Below are 16097 nucleotides of genomic sequence, written 5' to 3'. Positions count from 1 at the left end.
ATCCTGCCGGCAGTTAGGATCGGGTAAAGCGAACGCATGACCTTTCGGCAAGACATTCATACTTCCGGCATTCCTGTTCTTTGCCTCCCTTGCGAGGCACGGCGTCGCGGTGTCTGCGGTGCGCTCGATCCAGACAATTTGGTTGGGCTCGCCAAGACTTGCTCGCGTCGCCGGATCGAGTCAGGAATGGAGTTGACCGGCGAGGCACAGAACGTCGACAGCTACTCGAACGTGCTTTCAGGCGTGGTAAAGCTATCAAAGAGCCTGTCGGATGGGCGCCAGCAGATCGTCGGTCTCCAGTTTGCACCGAATTTTCTGGGACGTCCTTTCAAGGTGGAAAGCTCGATCAATGCGGAAGCGGCAACAGCAGTCACGCTGTGCTCGTTTCCGCGAGCGGCCGTCGAACGGATGATGAAGGCGTCACGGGAATTCGAGCATCGCCTGCTCAAACAGACGCTGAATGAACTCGATGAGGCGCGCGAGTGGATGGTGACGCTGGGGCGCAAGACAGCTCCGGAAAAGGTGGCGAGTTTTCTCCTCATAATGGCCCGGAATATCGATTCCAGTCTCGACGCGGCTTCCAGGTCAGCGTCCTTCGATCTGCCGCTGACGCGTGCCGAAATCTCTGATTTCCTTGGAATTACCAACGAAACCGTGAGCCGCCAACTGACGCGATTGCGGGCTGACGGGGTGATTCGGATTGAGAACGCACGCCATGTGACGGTGGACAGCATAAGCCGTCTGGAGAAGCGCTGTGGCGGCGGACGCGAGCGGCCCTAAGCGGCGAGGCCCATGTCGCATGGCTCCGGGGCGGGCCGTGCTTGCCTTCTAATGCGATGTCGCCGCGCCTTCGAAGAAGCGGCGTCACGGTCGAGACAGACAGCTTTCGGGCTTTGATAGGGACGACGACCAATCGCCAGGTGTGTTTCGGCACATACCGGCGAAGCACGGTCCTTAAGCTGCCACGGCTCGGCCGAACGATCGCGTTCGTTTCCAATGGGATCCGAACAACGTTTGGCAGGGCATCGGCAATAGCATCCAACGCGTCGCAGAGCCTCAGCTTTCGCCTCAATCGATCGCGTCTGCGCCCGCCCAACCCAGGGAACGCCTTCCATGAGGGGGTGAGCCCGCGCTGCGTTCCTCGTTCATTCGCCACCTGCTGATTGCGCCGCCGACACAAAATCGTGCGGCCTGACATAGATCAGGGCGAGGGGGCGGCGGCTGCGCAATTAGTGCGCTGCGGATTTGGCATCCACCAGATTCGAGATCGGGATCTGCAATGAAATTCGGCACAGAGATCGTCCTTCTAAGCGTGTTCGCTTTTGCGGCCCTGGTGGCCGCCGGCTTCGGCGTGGATGAACCTTTCCGCCGACATATGTGGGTGTTGTTCTTCGCAGTGGCTGGTTTCACTGCGATCCTGTTGCGCAACACGGAGTTCAAGCCAGCAGCTCCGATTGACCCATCCGCTTACATGGATGGTCCGATCCGCTACGGCGCGATCGCCACCGTGTTCTGGGGTGTCGTCGGGATGCTGGTCGGCGTGGTGATCGCGCTTCAGCTCGCCTATCCCGATCTCAACATCCAGCCCTGGTTCAATTTCGGCCGTTTGCGGCCGCTGCATACATCCGGTGTCGTCTTCGCCTTCGGTGGCAACGCGCTGCTTTGCACGTCTCTGTATGTCGTGCAGCGCACCTGCCGCGCCCGCCTCTTCGGCGGTGATCTCGCCTGGTTCGTCTTCTGGGGCTACCAGCTGTTCATCGTCATGGCCGCGACCGGCTATCTGCTCGGCATCACCGAGGGCCGCGAGTACGCCGAACCCGAATGGTATGTGGATGTCTGGCTGACCATCGTCTGGGTCGCCTACCTCATTCTGTTCCTTGGCACGATCCTGAAGCGCAAGGAACCGCATATCTACGTCGCCAACTGGTTCTACCTGTCGTTCATCGTGACCATCGCGATGCTGCATGTGGTCAACAACCTGTCGATGCCAGTCTCGTTCCTGGGCTCCAAGAGCTACTCCGCCTTTTCCGGGGTCCAGGACGCGCTGACCCAATGGTGGTACGGCCACAACGCGGTCGGCTTCTTTCTCACCGCCGGCTTCCTTGGCATGATGTATTATTTCGTGCCCAAGCAGGCGAACCGGCCAGTCTATTCGTACCGGCTGTCGATCGTCCATTTCTGGGCGATCATCTTTCTCTACATCTGGGCTGGCCCGCATCACCTGCACTACACCGCCTTGCCAGATTGGGCGCAGACGCTCGGCATGGCGTTCTCGATCATGCTGTGGATGCCGTCCTGGGGCGGCATGATCAACGGCCTGATGACGCTGTCCGGCGCCTGGGACAAGCTGCGCACCGATCCGATCATCCGCATGATGGTGATGGCCGTCGCCTTCTATGGCATGTCGACCTTCGAAGGCCCGATCATGGCGATCAGGGCGGTCAATTCGCTGTCGCATTATACCGACTGGACCATCGGCCACGTCCATTCGGGCGCGCTCGGCTGGGTTGGCATGATCTCGTTCGGCGCAATCTACTACATGGTGCCGAAGCTCTGGAACCGTCACCGGCTCTACTCGCTGCGGCTCGTCACTTGGCACTTCTGGCTGGCGACACTCGGGATCGTCGTCTACGCCTCGGTCATGTGGGTGTCAGGCATCATGCAGGGCCTGATGTGGCGTGAATACGACCAGCAGGGCTTCCTGGTCTATTCCTTCGCCGAAACCGTCGCTGCCATGCACCCATACTACGTCATGCGCGCCATCGGTGGGGCCATGTACCTCTCCGGCGCCCTTATCATGGCCTGGAACATCACCATGACCATCCTCGGCCACCAGCGCGAGGAGGAGCCGATGCCGAGCCCCGTCGCCATCCGACCTGCGCGATCAGGAGCCAGGTAATGGGCTTGATGGACAAACACGCAATCATCGAGAAGAACGCCACGCTTCTTCTCGTTGGCTCGCTGCTCGTGGTGACGGTCGGCGGTATCGTCGAGATAGCGCCTCTCTTCTATCTCGACAATACGATCGAGAAGGTGGAAGGCATGCGCCCCTATTCGCCGCTCGAACTTGTCGGGCGCAACATCTATATGCGCGAGGGCTGCTTTCTCTGCCATAGCCAGATGATCAGGCCGTTCCGCGACGAAGTTGAGCGCTATGGCCACTACAGCCTGGCTGCCGAGTCCATGTACGATCACCCCTTCCAGTGGGGATCGAAGCGCACCGGGCCGGATCTCGCCAGAGTTGGCGACCGCTACTCGAATGCATGGCATGTCGCGCATCTTACCGACCCGCGCTCGGTGGTGCCGGAATCGATCATGCCGAGCTATGGGTTCCTGAAAGACACGCCGATCGACGTGAAGGATTTCTCGACGCATCTGGTCGCCAACAGGCGTGTAGCCGTCCCTTACACCGATGACATGATCGCGCACGCCAATGCGGATCTGGCGGCGCAGGCCGATCCCAATGCCGACACATCAGGCCTTGAGGCGCGTTACCCCAAAGTCAAGATCGGCGACTTCGACGGCAACCCGCAACAGGTCACCGAAATGGATGCCCTGCTCGCCTACCTGCAGATGCTTGGCACACTGGTCGACTTCAAAAATTACGACGAAGCCGCCGGCTACCGCTGAGGAGAACGCTGATGACCTACAATTTGATGCGGGCGTTTGCCGACAGCTGGGGCCTGGTTGCGATGGCGCTGTTCTTCGTCGGGTGCATCGCCTTTGCCCTACGCCCCGGCAGCCGAAGGCTGGCCGACGAAGCTGCCCGCATTCCGCTCGAGGACGAGTGATCATGAGCGACGAGCACATCGATGAGGTCTCCGGCGTCTCAACCACCGGCCATGAATGGGACGGCATCAGGGAGCTCAACAATCCTCTGCCGCGATGGTGGGTGATTACCTTCTACGTCACCATAGCGTGGGCGCTCGTCTATACGACCGCATACCCGGCATGGCCGATGCTGACCTCGGCAACCAAGGGCATGCTCGGCTATTCAAGCCGTAAGGACGTCAAGAACGACCTTGCCGCGGCCGAGGCCGCCAAGGGCAAGTATGTTGCAGCCATCCAGGCAAAGAGCGTCTCGGAGATCTTGACCGACGATGCCTTGCGCGAATTCGCGGTCGCTGCCGGGGCTGCCGCGTTCAAGGTCAACTGTACGCAATGCCACGGCTCCGGCGCTCAGGGGTCGAAGGGCTTTCCCAACCTGAATGACGATGACTGGCTCTGGGGCGGCAGCCCCGACCAGATCAAGCAGACGATCACGCACGGCCTCCGCTTTGCTTCCGATCCGGACACGCGACTGTCAGAAATGCCGGCCTTCGGCGACATCATCACCGCCGACCAGATCGCACAAGTCAGCGCCTACGTGGCCAGCCTTTCCGGCAAGGTCCGCGATGCAAGTCTGATCCAACCCGGCGCCAAGGTCTTTGCCGAGAACTGCGTCGCTTGTCACGGCGACAATGCAAAAGGCAACAGGGAATTCGGCGCCCCCGACCTGACTGACGCGATCTGGCTTTACGGGTCCGGCGAGACGGCCATCGCCGCCCAGGTTCGTGCGCCAAAGCAGGGCGTCATGCCGGCCTGGGTTGGCCGTCTCGGCGAGATCAAGGTCAAGGAACTTGCAGTTTATGTCCATTCGCTTGGCGGCGGAGAATAGGAATGGAAGCCCTATTCTTCGGTCACCCCTGCCAAGCGGACGAGGCCCGGCGCGAGCCGGGCCTCGACACCATTCCTAATGCGATCTGCACAACCCGGCAAGGCTGTCCTACCGCGAGGCTTTTCGACAGGTGCCCCTGACATTGGCTGGGAAAGTGGAGTTGCACGTGCGTGACAAGACGCAGTTGACACGGCTCGAAACAGAAACTGTCAATGCCGCCAAAACCCGCAAGCCCCTTTATGCCGCGCGTCAAAAGATCTTTCCGAAGCGCGCCTCGGGCAACTTTCGCCGCTTCAAATGGCTGGTGATGACGATCACACTTGGCATCTATTACCTGACTGCGTGGCTGCATTGGGATCGTGGCCCATTTGCCCCGGACCAGGCCGTGCTGCTCGATCTCACCAATCGGCGCTTCTACTTTTTCTTCATCGAGATCTGGCCGCAGGAATTCTTCTATGTGGCCGGCCTCCTGGTCATGGCCGGTGTTGGACTTTTCCTGATTACCTCTGCTGTCGGCCGTGCCTGGTGCGGCTATGCATGTCCGCAGACCGTGTGGGTCGATCTGTTCCTTGTCGTCGAGCGTGCGATTGAGGGGGACCGCAACGCCCGCATGAAACTCGATGCCGGCCCCTGGACCGCCCGCAAGCTGATGCTGCGGGTCTCGAAACACGCCATCTGGCTTGTCATAGGGGCGGCGACCGGTGGCGCCTGGATTTTCTATTTCGCTGATGCACCAACACTTGTGGGCGAGCTTTTCACCGGTACCGCCGCACCTGTCGCCTACATCACCATCGCCGTGCTGACGGCGACGACCTACACCTTCGGCGGCCTGATGCGCGAACAGGTCTGCACCTATATGTGCCCATGGCCGCGCATCCAGGCAGCCATGCTCGATGAGAATTCGCTCACCGTCACCTACAATGACTGGCGCGGCGAGCCGCGATCGCGCCACGCCAAGAAGGTGCAAGCCTCGGGGCAGTCCGTCGGCGACTGCGTCGACTGCAATGCCTGCGTCGCGGTCTGCCCAATGGGAATCGACATTCGCGACGGCCAGCAGCTCGAATGCATTACCTGCGCGCTGTGTATCGACGCCTGCGACGGCGTCATGGACAAGCTCGGCAAGGAGCGCGGGCTGATCTCCTACGCGACGCTCTCCGACTACAACGCCAACATGATGCTGGCGACCGCAGGCGGCTCCAGTTCAATCAATCCGTCGCTGGTCAGGACTGCTGTCGGCACCTTCTCCGATCAGGTGGCGCATTTTCACATTCGCAAGATCTTCCGGCCGCGCACCTACGTCTACATGGGCTTGTGGTCGCTGATCGGGCTGGGCCTGCTCTATTCGCTGCTGACGCGCGATCGGCTCGAACTGAACGTGCTGCATGACCGCAATCCGCAATTCGTCACACTATCCGATGGCTCCATCCGCAATGGCTATAGCGTCAAGCTGCTCAACATGATCCCTGAGCCAAGGACAATCGTCGTCACCATGCAGGGTCTGGAGGGTGCCGACATGGTCGTCGTCGGCGACGACATCCCGGCCGGCCGGTCTTTCGCCATCCCGGTCGAACCCGACCGCCTGAAAACGTTGAAGGTCTTCGTTCGCCAACCGGCGGACCAGATCCACGCCCCGGCACAGACCTTCAAGTTCCGTGTCGAGGATAAGGCGAGCTTCGAGTCGAACGAGTACGCCGCCACATTCAACGCGCCAGAGGCCGCCAAATGACCGCCAATGCCCAAAAGCCTCGCGAATTCACCGGCAGGCACATGCTGGCCATCATTCTCACCTTCTTCGGGGTGGTCATCGCGGTCAACCTGACCATGGCCACGCTCGCCAATACGAGTTGGACCGGCCTCGTCGTCGAGAACACCTATGTGGCCAGCCAGCAATTCAACAAGGAGGCCGAGGCCGGCCGCGCTCAAGCAGCGCTCGGTTGGACCGGCAAGCTGACCATCGCATGGGGCGAAGTCCGCTACAGCCTCTCCGACGCTGCAGGCAAGCCGGTTCCTCTGCACGGCGTCAAGGTGCTGTTTCGTCATCCCGCCTACGAGAAAGAGGACAAGTCCGTCACGCTCGCCCTCGCCTCCGGCCAGGAGTTCGCCGCCCAGCATATGCCGAAGGACGGCGTCTGGATCGTCGAAGTCGACACCGATGCCGGCCTGACACGACCCTATCGCGACGTCCGCAGGATTATGATTTCTCATGGAGCGCTGCAATGAGCTGTTGTGCACCGGGCGCTGAAATGGCGCTGGATCTGAACGGCGCCACGTCGGTCCTGCCATCCAGCCAGGAGATCAGGTTGGCGAGCCGATCGCTTGGCGATGATCTTCGGCAGACCGATCTTTCAGTGCCGACGGTTCATTGCGCCGCCTGTATCCAGACGATCGAGGCGGCACTTGGAAAGCTCGATCACGTCGAAAGCGCGCGCGTCAACCTGTCGACGAAGCGGGTCGCGGTCCGGTGGCGAGGAGACGAGGTGCCACCCTTCGTCGCCGCGCTTGGCAGGCTGGGCTACGAGGCGCATCTGTTCACACCCGAGGTCGATGACAAGGACAAGACGCTTGCCGAACTGATCCGCGCTGTCGCTGTTGCCGGCTTTGCGGCGGGGAACATCATGCTGCTTTCGGTCTCTGTCTGGTCCGGCGCCGAAGGTGCTACCCGCGACCTGTTTCACTGGGTCTCGGCGCTGATCGCCATTCCTGCCCTCGCCTTCGCCGGCGGAATCTTCTTCCGTTCGGCCTGGAATGCTTTGCGCCATGGTCGCATGAATATGGACGTGCCCATCGCGGTCGGTGTTTCGCTCGCCTATGCCATGAGCCTCTATGAGACGATCAATCATGGCGACCACGCCTATTTCGACGCGTCGGTATCGCTGCTGTTCTTCCTTTTGATCGGGCGCACGCTGGATCATGTGATGCGGGAGCGTGCCCGGACTGCCGTGAAGGGCCTGTCTCAGATGGCCGCGCGTGGCGCAATGGTGATGCGCGGCGACGGCGCGCGCGACTATCTGCCGGTCGGCGAGATCGAACCAGGCATGCGGTTGTTGATCGCGGCCGGTGAGAGGATCCCCGTCGACGGCAAGATCATCCAGGGAACGTCGGATCTCGACTGCTCGCTGGCCTCAGGCGAAAGCACGCCGAAAAACGTGGCGCCGGGCGAAGCAGTACAGGCCGGCGTGCTCAATCTTACCGGCCCGCTGACGATCCAGGCGACAGCCGCCGCAAAGGATTCGTTCCTGGCGGAGATGGTTCGGCTGATGGAATCCGCCGAGGGCGGTCGCGCGCACTATCGCCGCATCGCTGATCGCGTGTCGGCACTCTACGCGCCCCTGGTTCATCTCACCGCCTTCGTGACATTCCTGGGCTGGATGGCGGCGACCGGCGACTGGCACCGGGCGATGACGATCGCCATCGCTGTTCTCATCATCACATGCCCCTGCGCGCTCGGCCTCGCCGTGCCGATCGTCCAAGTGGTCGCGGCGCGGCGGCTTTTCGAGAGCGGTATCATGGTCAAGGACGGTTCGGCCATGGAGCGCCTCGCGGCGATCGATACTGCCGTGTTCGACAAGACCGGCACGCTCACGCTCGGCCAGCCCCGGCTGGTCAATGCGGACTCGATTGATCCGGGCATGCTGGCAATCGCCGCCGACATGGCCGCGCATTCGCGTCACCCGTTTTCAAAGGCCATGACCGGCTTTGCCGCTCCTGGCGGGCAACACAAATTCGATGCCGTCACAGAGCATCCGGGGTTCGGGATCGAAGCCACTGTCGCCGGAAGCACCTGGCGGCTGGGTCGACGCGGATGGGCTGGATGGAAGGCCCGGACCGGAGGTGAAGGCAAACATGGCTATGGTGGAACGGCCCTGACAAAAGACGGGTTCATTGTCGCGACCTTCGATTTCGAGAATGCGCTGCGCGCCGACGCGGCGGCGGCGATCAAGCGATTGAACGATGCCGGGGTGTCGATGCAAATGCTGTCGGGCGATACCGCCGCAGCCTGCGCCGAAGTGGCAAAGCTGCTGGATATCGACGACTTCGTTCCGTGCCTGCTGCCATCGGGCAAGCTCGAACGCATCGAAACCCTCGCGAAAGTTGGGCACAAGGTTCTGATGGTTGGCGACGGCCTCAACGATACGCCGGCCCTGAGCGCGGCGCATGTCTCGATCGCACCGGCCACCGCCGTCGACATTGGCCGCAACGCGGCAGACTTCGTCTTCCTGCGCGAAAGCCTCCTGGCGGTGCCGCTCGCCCTGGGCGTCTCGCGCAAGGCAGGAAACCTGATCCGGCAGAACATCGCAATCGCAATCGTCTACAATGCGGTGGCAGTACCAATCGCCATCCTCGGGCACGTCACGCCTTTGATAGCGGCGATTGCCATGTCTGCCTCATCGCTGCTTGTTATTGGAAACGCATTGCGCTTGCACGGCTTCATGGCGAATGCGACGGTGCAAGTTATTCAAAAAGTCAGACGCTCCGCAGTCGGCTATTCGGCACAATCCTCGTGACGACCTTGCTCTATCTCATACCAGTGGCCCTTTTTCTGGGTGCACTGGGCCTGTCCGGCTTCGTCTGGGCATTGCGAAGCGGTCAATACGAAGATCTCGACGGAGCCGCCGAGCGGATACTAATTGATCGGGACGACAAACCGGGACGCTGATTTCAATCCGCTGTGCATAAGATGCGCGGATCCCGCTCGTCAGTCGAGCCGGCTCGGTCGGGAACAAGCTGTCCATGCTCCATGACCAGCTTGACCTAAGCTGGGCACTACATTGATTTGTGAAAATCCACTGTCGTGCGAAGGACTGCCTTCCCATGCACCCAGTATGAGGCGGCTGATGCCGCGAGAGTACCTCGCGCGGCCGGACGAGCTTCGCACTGTGCGCACGGGTAACAAGTTGAGCGTCGCGATCGATCACCCGAGCGTGAACTACCAGTGCCGGTTGATCGTGCCCTGGCTGATCCAGATCAGGGTCATATTCGCATCAGTGGTGCTTTATAGGCCAGTCTTCGAAGGAGAATGCATGACTTATGTATCGCGGCCAGACGCGTCCACCTCTGATGGGTTGCATGCTTCATTGCCGATCCATGCCAATTTCCGGCCCTGCGCCTTGCAGCAATGCGGTCACCGAAACTCAGCGCAGATCACGGTGTTCCGCACGTGGTATCCACTCGTCACGACGATAATAATAGGCAGAATCCCATGAGCGCCGTTCACATCATCGACTGCCACAACGCGAATGACTACTTCGCCGACAGGGCGGACGGACCGATCACACAGAAGATGCTAAAGACTGTCAACATCCGCGCGGAGCTCCACATTGCTTTGGACCGAAAGCATTTTCGTGAGGCTGTAGTCCAAGCGAACAAGGCGAAGTGCGACGTGCTTCACATCGCTGGGCACGGCAATGGAGACGGGATCGCTTCGTCCAGTGGGCGAGGTAGCCTTCTTTGGGCTGACTTCGTAGAAATGTTCCAAGGCTCGGATCCAGCGCCGAAGATCCTCGTGATGTCAATGTGCTGCGGAGCATCATACGCGTTGGCGGCGGGCACGGAGCTCAGCGGATGTCAGTCGGCTCAGTTCCACCGTTACACGAGGATAGCCGACGGGATGGCGGCACGCTGATGGGCTCTGACGACAATTTTGACATCGTTGTCGTTGGAGCCGGGCCGGTCGGCCTTTCGTTCGCTGCGTCGCTTGCCCAAAGCGAACTCAAGGTGGCAGTTGTTGAACAGAACACATTCGATAGTCTGGCGAATCCGGCTTTCGATGGTCGCGAAATCGCGCTGACCAACGCTTCGATCAGAACCCTTCGCGAGCTCGGCGCCTGGGATGTCATCCCGGCTTCGGACAAATCAGCAATTCAAGGCGCGCGCGTGCTCAACGGCTCGAGCGCATTCGCTCTTCGTTTCGATCCTCCCAGCAACTCTGGAGAACCGCTGGGGGTTTTGGTTCCAAATTGCCGGATCCGCGAGGCGCTGTTCAAAATCGTCCGCTTGCAGGATCGCGCCCGGCTGTTGTGCGGCCACTCGGTCGTCGATGCAACAAACAGCCAAGAAGGAGCAGTCGTAACGCTCTCTAATGGCGCGCGTTTAACTGCTCGGCTTGTTGTTGCCGCGGATTCGCGTTTGTCCGCCACGCGTGATCTGCTGGGCATCGGCGCCGATATCAACCGGCTTGGCCACTCGATGCTGATTTGCCGAGTGAGGCACGAGCGCGCCCACCACCAGATCGCCATCGAATGGTTCGATCACCATCAGACGATAGCGATATTGCCCCTCGCGGAGGGCGTGTCGTCGCTGCTGCTCACATTGCGCTCAAACGAGGCCTATAGACTGCTTGCCTTCGATGACGATTTGTTCCTGTCGGAGTTGACGAAACTGTGTCGAGGGCGCCTTGGAAAAATGACCTTGGCAAGCAAGCGCCATACCTATCCGCTGGTCACGACCTGGGCGCACAAATTCCGGGCCCCGAGCGCCGCACTCATCGGCGACGCTGCCATCGGCATGCACCCGGTGACCGCTCACGGATTCAACATCGGTCTCAGCAGCCAGAAGCAACTCGCCCGTGGAATCATGACTGCGTGCCGCGACGGCCGCAATGTTGGCGACCCCGACATGCTGCACATATACGAAAGGCGGCTGCGCCTGTCGGCGGCGCCGCTCTACCATGCAACGAACATACTGGTTGGACTCTACTCCAGAGACCACCTGGCGGCACGGCTTGCAAGGCATCTGGGGCTTCGCTTTGCCCAACATGTTCCCCTTGTCCGGCATGGGATTTCGGCGGAGCTCCAGCGGTGATACTGCACCAGCAGTTGCATTTTGCGCGATGTGCTGGGCGAGCGATGGGAGAGAGTGCATCATGCGCCGGAGTAATCCTGCTCCCGACGCTGATCTCCGATTGAAGAATTAACCCGTCCTTCAGGGGGGCTGCATAGGCTGCGGACAAGCAGGAGTAAGCAAGCTGACCCGTCCAGCCCTGGAAAAAGAAGATCCGCTGGAGGCGAGAATCCTTCAGGACCAGCTCGCTGATCTGAGGGCAGGCCTTTTCGTCTCAATGCCGATAAGCATTGTGCTGTCCGGGCTGATTTTGACCGTGCAGGCCCTTTCCGGGAACGGTCTTGCTGGCGCGGCCTGGTTTTCGGTCGTTAATGCGATAAATGCCGCCCGCCTTGCACTCGCCCGTCATCAGCTGAAGGAACCCGGAGTCCAGGATGATCTGACACGGGTTTGGCTGCGGCTTCGCTGGTTTGGCAGGCTTGCTCTTCTGGCGGGATTCACCTGGTCATTCCTTGCCGTCCTAACGGCTGGGTACACGACGTCTCAAGCATCGCTGCATCTAATAATTCTGGCGGGCATTTCAGCTGGCGCGGTCACGTACGGCAGCTCATATGCTGCGGCAGCGATATACTTCATCACACCGCCACTCCTCATTGCCGCCGCATGCTTGCTGACGAAGGGAACCCTGGAAAACTACATTCTGGCTTTTGCCGTCCTGCTTTTCGAGGGCGGCCTGGCTCGAGCCTCGTTCGTTGGACAAGCGCGCTTCCGTGACGCGAGCCGCCTGAGACATCAAGCCGAGCGGCTTGCCGCGGAAATGGAGCGCAATTCCAGGGAGGACCATCTTACCGCGCTCCTCAACAGGCGCGGCCTCGAACATGCAATCGATCAGTTTGAGAACACTGATGGGCCCTTTGTGGCCATGCTGATTGATCTGGATGGGTTCAAATCTGTCAACGATACCTACGGTCACAGAACGGGTGACGAGCTGCTTGCCAGGATCGCCCGCCGAATAGAGGAAGAAGCACCGGAGGGCTCAACGCTCGCCCGCATCGGTGGCGATGAATTCGTGCTGGTTTTTTCCTCGCTTAGAAATTCGCCTTCTCCCAGCAATCTCGCATCCAATCTCATATCCAAGCTTGCTCGCCCCTATCCTGGCGTCGCCTCCGTCCGGATCGGGGCATCCATAGGAATATACTCGGCTAAAAACCCGGGGCTGACGGAAATGTTGTTGCGGGCGGACATCGCCCTTTACACAGCTAAGCGCCGTGGCAGGAACGAATTTTGCCTGTTCGATGCCGAGCTCGACCGGGAACTGCAACGCCGCCAGTCAATCGAACGCGATCTTCATTCGGCGATAAAGACGAGAAGCTTGGGCCCTTGGTTCCAGCCAATCGTAAGACTCGACACCGAAGCTGTGATCGGTTTTGAAGGGTTGCTAAGGTGGTCCCATCCGATTCACGGTTCCATCTCTCCGCCCGAAATCATGACAGCGGCACGCGAAACCGGAATGCTCCAGCTGCTAACTCAAGCTGTATTTTCCGAATGTTGCGCTTTTATCGACGCCTTGGTGAAAGCTGACTGTCGTGATGTTCGTGTGACGATGAACGTTTCACCGCGCGAATTGGAGGCCGGCGATATCGACGAAATGGTTCTGAATGGTCTGGCGGCAAAGGACCTCCCTGCAACGATGTTCGAAATTGAGATAACAGAAGAATCGCCCGTGGACCCGGACAGGGTCGATGAAAAGCTCGGACGGCTTTCACATGCCGGCATTTCCATCGCGCTCGATGTCTTCGGCACCGGCTTTTCCACGTTGGCATCGCTCAAGGACAGTCGGATAAGGAAGGTGAAAATAGACCAGGGCTTCATTCGCGGTTTAGCCAAATCGCGGGAGGATCGGCTGCTTGTCAAAACCGTGATCGATCTTGGTCGGACGCTCGGGATCGAGGTCATGGCCGAGGGCGTCGAGACAGAGGCGGATCGGCAAACTCTGCACAAGCTTGGCTGCAAAACCGCTCAGGGCTTCCTGTTCTCCAAGGCGGTGCCACTCAGCCAAGCGCTTGGTTTGGCAGTTAAAGAGCGCCAGGAGTTGTGACCGGCATCCGCCATTCGCTCACGCGCGCCACCTCGCCGGGTTCAGCGGTATCCTGCAAGTGGATGGCTACTCGGCCTATACCAACCTGGTCAAGGCACGGGACAAAGCCGGCAGCAATGAAACAATCCGGCTCGCCGGGTGCTGGGCTCACCTGCGGCGCAAATTCTACGACCTGCACATCAGCGGGATCTCGCAGGGCCGCGACGGGTTCGATCACCGCCATGACCGAATTGTGGAAGGTCGAGACAAGGTTCGTGGCAAGGATGCTGGAAGCCGCGCCGCGCTGCGTCAGGAAAAGTCCGTGGCCATTGTCGCGAGCCCCTTCGATCTATGGGAAGCGGAACTGGGCAAGGTCTCGGGGAAATCCAAAACCGCCTTGCGGGGCTGACCTTCCATCTGGTCCGTGGTTAGCTGATAGGCGGTTTATTTGTCGTGCAACGTGCTCTTTCAGCCTAAGCTGCTCCACGCGTGGGGTACCAAATGTCAGACTTTCACCACTAGGAAATCGCGAACGGGCGCGGCGCTTACTGGCCGCATTGCCGCAAAATAGCGTCGGAAGGTGGGATCGGCGTGACGTTGTTACTCAGAGTGAGTGGTCCCGAGAGTTGAGGGCAGAATCGAAATTCGCGTGTTCCTATAGCGCATCTCCGATCGGGGGCCATCGCCACGAGCAGCAGATGAGGCAATGCGAAGCTTGGTCGATCGACAGAGTGATGCGGCACGACATCCATTTCCTACCAGCCCATTCCCCCCGATACAGCCGCGCGTCTACTCGAACCTAGAGCTGTCGAGCATGAGCAAACACCGTCCTTGTTGTGTTCTGAGAACTCCAGCTTTACCTCGCCGAATGGCAGCTCGCAAATGATGCAATCAAAAGTGTGCATACCGCGGCAGCGACCACATTGTTTCAGTCTTTTCAACAGCGTAAGAATCTGACGGTATTTTTGACGGTACTCACTGGTTGTGTGACTTAAATTAAGTAATTGAAACAATCAGGTACGGCCTTAATTGATGATTGAGTGGGAATGATTCAGGCCCATCCGAACACCGCTGAAATTGCGCTAGAGTTCGATCTAAGTCACTGAGATAAAAAGTAGTTTTGGCCGGCAATTTTCGCCGGTTATCGGTGTGCGTCGTTTGGAGGTGCCGTACCGGTTGCCGGACCTCACCCACATTGCCACGATGATTTTTGACAGTACCGTCACGTCATAGAGGGCTTCTGACCGTACCTTTTTCCACGCCAAGCAGCTGAAAAATAAAGGTAAATTCTGCAAATCAGCCCTCAAAACCTGATGACGGTACTTTAAGCTCCGCGAAGTTCGGCCATCAGGCGATTACGTTCAATGGCTCGCCATAGCTACCATTTGCAAGGTCCACGAGCCCTGGCGGGAGCAAGGCGGAACAATCCGATTGCGGGTGAGTTTTCAAGATGAAGGGCGCATCTGTTTCGGAGGAAGACTGGGATGAAACGCGTCCTTGCCCAAAATGCGGTACGGCTGATGCTGGGCGGCGTAACCGCCTGTCTGCTTATGGTCGTTGATATCCCCAACCCGATTGCACCATTCTCGCTAGTTTCGCAGGCAAGGGCCGCCACCGAGGTTTCGATCAGCACATTCTACGAAGACCTGTCGTCCCATGGCGATTGGGTCTCGTATCATGGAGCGACCGTTTTCGTGCCAGTTGATGTACCTGACGATTGGCGCCCGTATACCCTGGGCCATTGGGTCTATACAGAGGAGTATGGCTGGCTCTGGGTATCCGACGAGCCATTCGGCTGGGCGACGTACCATTACGGCCGGTGGGGCTATGCCGACGATATCGGCTGGTACTGGGTTCCGGGCACTCGCTGGGCGCCAGCATGGGTGACTTGGCGTCGTGACAGGGAGCACATCATTTGGGCTCCGCTGCCGCCGCGCCGTGATCCGGACTTGATTTCAATCGAGGTAACCTTCGACACGACGCCGGATTATTACTGGGTTGTGGTCCCTAGCCGCGAATTCCTTGCTGCCGACGTTTCTGTCGCTGTTATCCGTGATAGGTCCGAGTTTGTGCGGATTGTCGAGGCGGCCCAGCCGGCCGGCGACGTGACCATCCAGAACAACGTGGTGGTCAACAAAGTCATTGATGTTGATGTGATCGAAAAGGAGACGGACCAGAATGTGACTGCCGTCAAGGTCAGCAAGACCGACGCGCCCGAGCAGTCCGGCAAATTGGAAAATGACACGGTCGCGGTCTTCGAAGGTGAGGTGAAAGCCGACCCCAAGGCAAAACCAGCTAAGCTAAAGGACATCGAGCAGGTGAAGCAGGTTCAGGCTGGCCGTAAATCGAAGCCGACCGAAGGCGCAGGGGCCGATGGGGCGGAGCCGGAAGAGACCGCCAAGCCTGAGCAGTCCGCCGCCGAGCAGCAGGAGGCCGAGCCGGAACAGGCCGCCAAGCCTGAGAAGCCGAAGGGCAAGAAGCAGCCCGCCGCCGAACAGGAGGCCGAGCCGGAACAGGCGGCCAAGCCCGAGAAGCCGAAGGCCAAGACGCAGCCCGCCGCCGAGCAGCAGGCCGAGCCGGAAC

Annotated in this window: 13 protein-coding genes; all 13 read left to right on the top strand. The window is 59.7% G+C overall.

Annotated elements, in window-relative coordinates; genetic code table 11:
* The first annotated feature begins 36 nt into the window (after window positions 1-36).
* On the top strand, window positions 37-780 hold the full coding sequence (locus EOA75_RS05555) for a Crp/Fnr family transcriptional regulator (RefSeq protein ID WP_127323805.1): 744 nt from the start codon (window positions 37-39) through the stop codon (window positions 778-780).
* A 499-nt stretch (window positions 781-1279) separates the two neighbouring features.
* The gene (gene ccoN, locus EOA75_RS05550) at window positions 1280-2899 is read left to right on the top strand and encodes a cytochrome-c oxidase, cbb3-type subunit I (RefSeq protein WP_091595783.1); all 1620 of its coding nucleotides are present in this window, start codon (window positions 1280-1282) and stop codon (window positions 2897-2899) included.
* A complete protein-coding gene (ccoO, locus tag EOA75_RS05545; protein WP_091595781.1) occupies window positions 2899-3630 on the top strand; it encodes a cytochrome-c oxidase, cbb3-type subunit II in 732 nt (243 codons plus the stop codon). The genes ccoN and ccoO overlap by 1 nt, the downstream gene beginning before the upstream one ends.
* 11 nt (window positions 3631-3641) lie before the next feature.
* On the top strand, window positions 3642-3791 hold the full coding sequence (locus tag EOA75_RS05540; protein ID WP_024502864.1) for a cbb3-type cytochrome c oxidase subunit 3: 150 nt from the start codon (window positions 3642-3644) through the stop codon (window positions 3789-3791).
* A gap of 2 nt (window positions 3792-3793) precedes the next feature.
* Window positions 3794-4657: a cytochrome-c oxidase, cbb3-type subunit III gene (ccoP, locus tag EOA75_RS05535; RefSeq protein WP_029354960.1), complete on the top strand. Its 864-nt coding sequence runs from the start codon at window positions 3794-3796 to the stop codon at window positions 4655-4657.
* 166 nt (window positions 4658-4823) lie between these two features.
* Window positions 4824-6383: a cytochrome c oxidase accessory protein CcoG gene (gene ccoG / locus EOA75_RS05530; RefSeq protein WP_029354962.1), complete on the top strand. Its 1560-nt coding sequence runs from the start codon at window positions 4824-4826 to the stop codon at window positions 6381-6383.
* Window positions 6380-6877 (top strand): FixH family protein, encoded by a 498-nt coding sequence (locus EOA75_RS05525; RefSeq protein ID WP_091595779.1) that lies wholly within the window; start codon window positions 6380-6382, stop codon window positions 6875-6877. The genes ccoG and EOA75_RS05525 overlap by 4 nt, the downstream gene beginning before the upstream one ends.
* On the top strand, window positions 6874-9162 hold the full coding sequence (locus EOA75_RS05520) for a cation-translocating P-type ATPase (RefSeq protein ID WP_091595777.1): 2289 nt from the start codon (window positions 6874-6876) through the stop codon (window positions 9160-9162). Before EOA75_RS05525 ends, EOA75_RS05520 begins: the two co-directional genes overlap by 4 nt.
* Window positions 9159-9314: a cbb3-type cytochrome oxidase assembly protein CcoS gene (ccoS, locus tag EOA75_RS05515; RefSeq protein WP_084831491.1), complete on the top strand. Its 156-nt coding sequence runs from the start codon at window positions 9159-9161 to the stop codon at window positions 9312-9314. The genes EOA75_RS05520 and ccoS overlap by 4 nt, the downstream gene beginning before the upstream one ends.
* 962 nt (window positions 9315-10276) lie before the next feature.
* Window positions 10277-11458, top strand: a complete 1182-nt coding sequence (gene ubiM, locus EOA75_RS05510; RefSeq protein WP_189350574.1) for a 5-demethoxyubiquinol-8 5-hydroxylase UbiM — start codon at window positions 10277-10279, stop codon at window positions 11456-11458.
* Between the two features lie 271 nt (window positions 11459-11729).
* Window positions 11730-13535 carry an EAL domain-containing protein gene (locus tag EOA75_RS05505; protein ID WP_245459151.1) on the top strand — a complete coding sequence of 602 codons (1806 nt, stop codon included), beginning with the start codon at window positions 11730-11732 and terminating at the stop codon, window positions 13533-13535.
* A complete protein-coding gene (locus EOA75_RS33915) occupies window positions 13441-13923 on the top strand; it encodes a transposase (RefSeq protein ID WP_329609615.1) in 483 nt (160 codons plus the stop codon). The genes EOA75_RS05505 and EOA75_RS33915 overlap by 95 nt, the downstream gene beginning before the upstream one ends.
* Window positions 13924-14998: 1075 nt before the next feature.
* Window positions 14999-16097, top strand: a 1099-nt coding sequence (locus tag EOA75_RS05495) for a DUF6600 domain-containing protein (protein ID WP_127323804.1), incomplete at its 3' end; no start/stop codon positions are given.

This window comes from Mesorhizobium sp. M1A.F.Ca.IN.022.07.1.1, assembly GCF_003997575.1.
Classification (GTDB): domain Bacteria; phylum Pseudomonadota; class Alphaproteobacteria; order Rhizobiales; family Rhizobiaceae; genus Mesorhizobium.
Note: the sequence above shows the minus strand (reverse complement) of the source record. Positions and strands in the feature narration are given on the sequence as shown.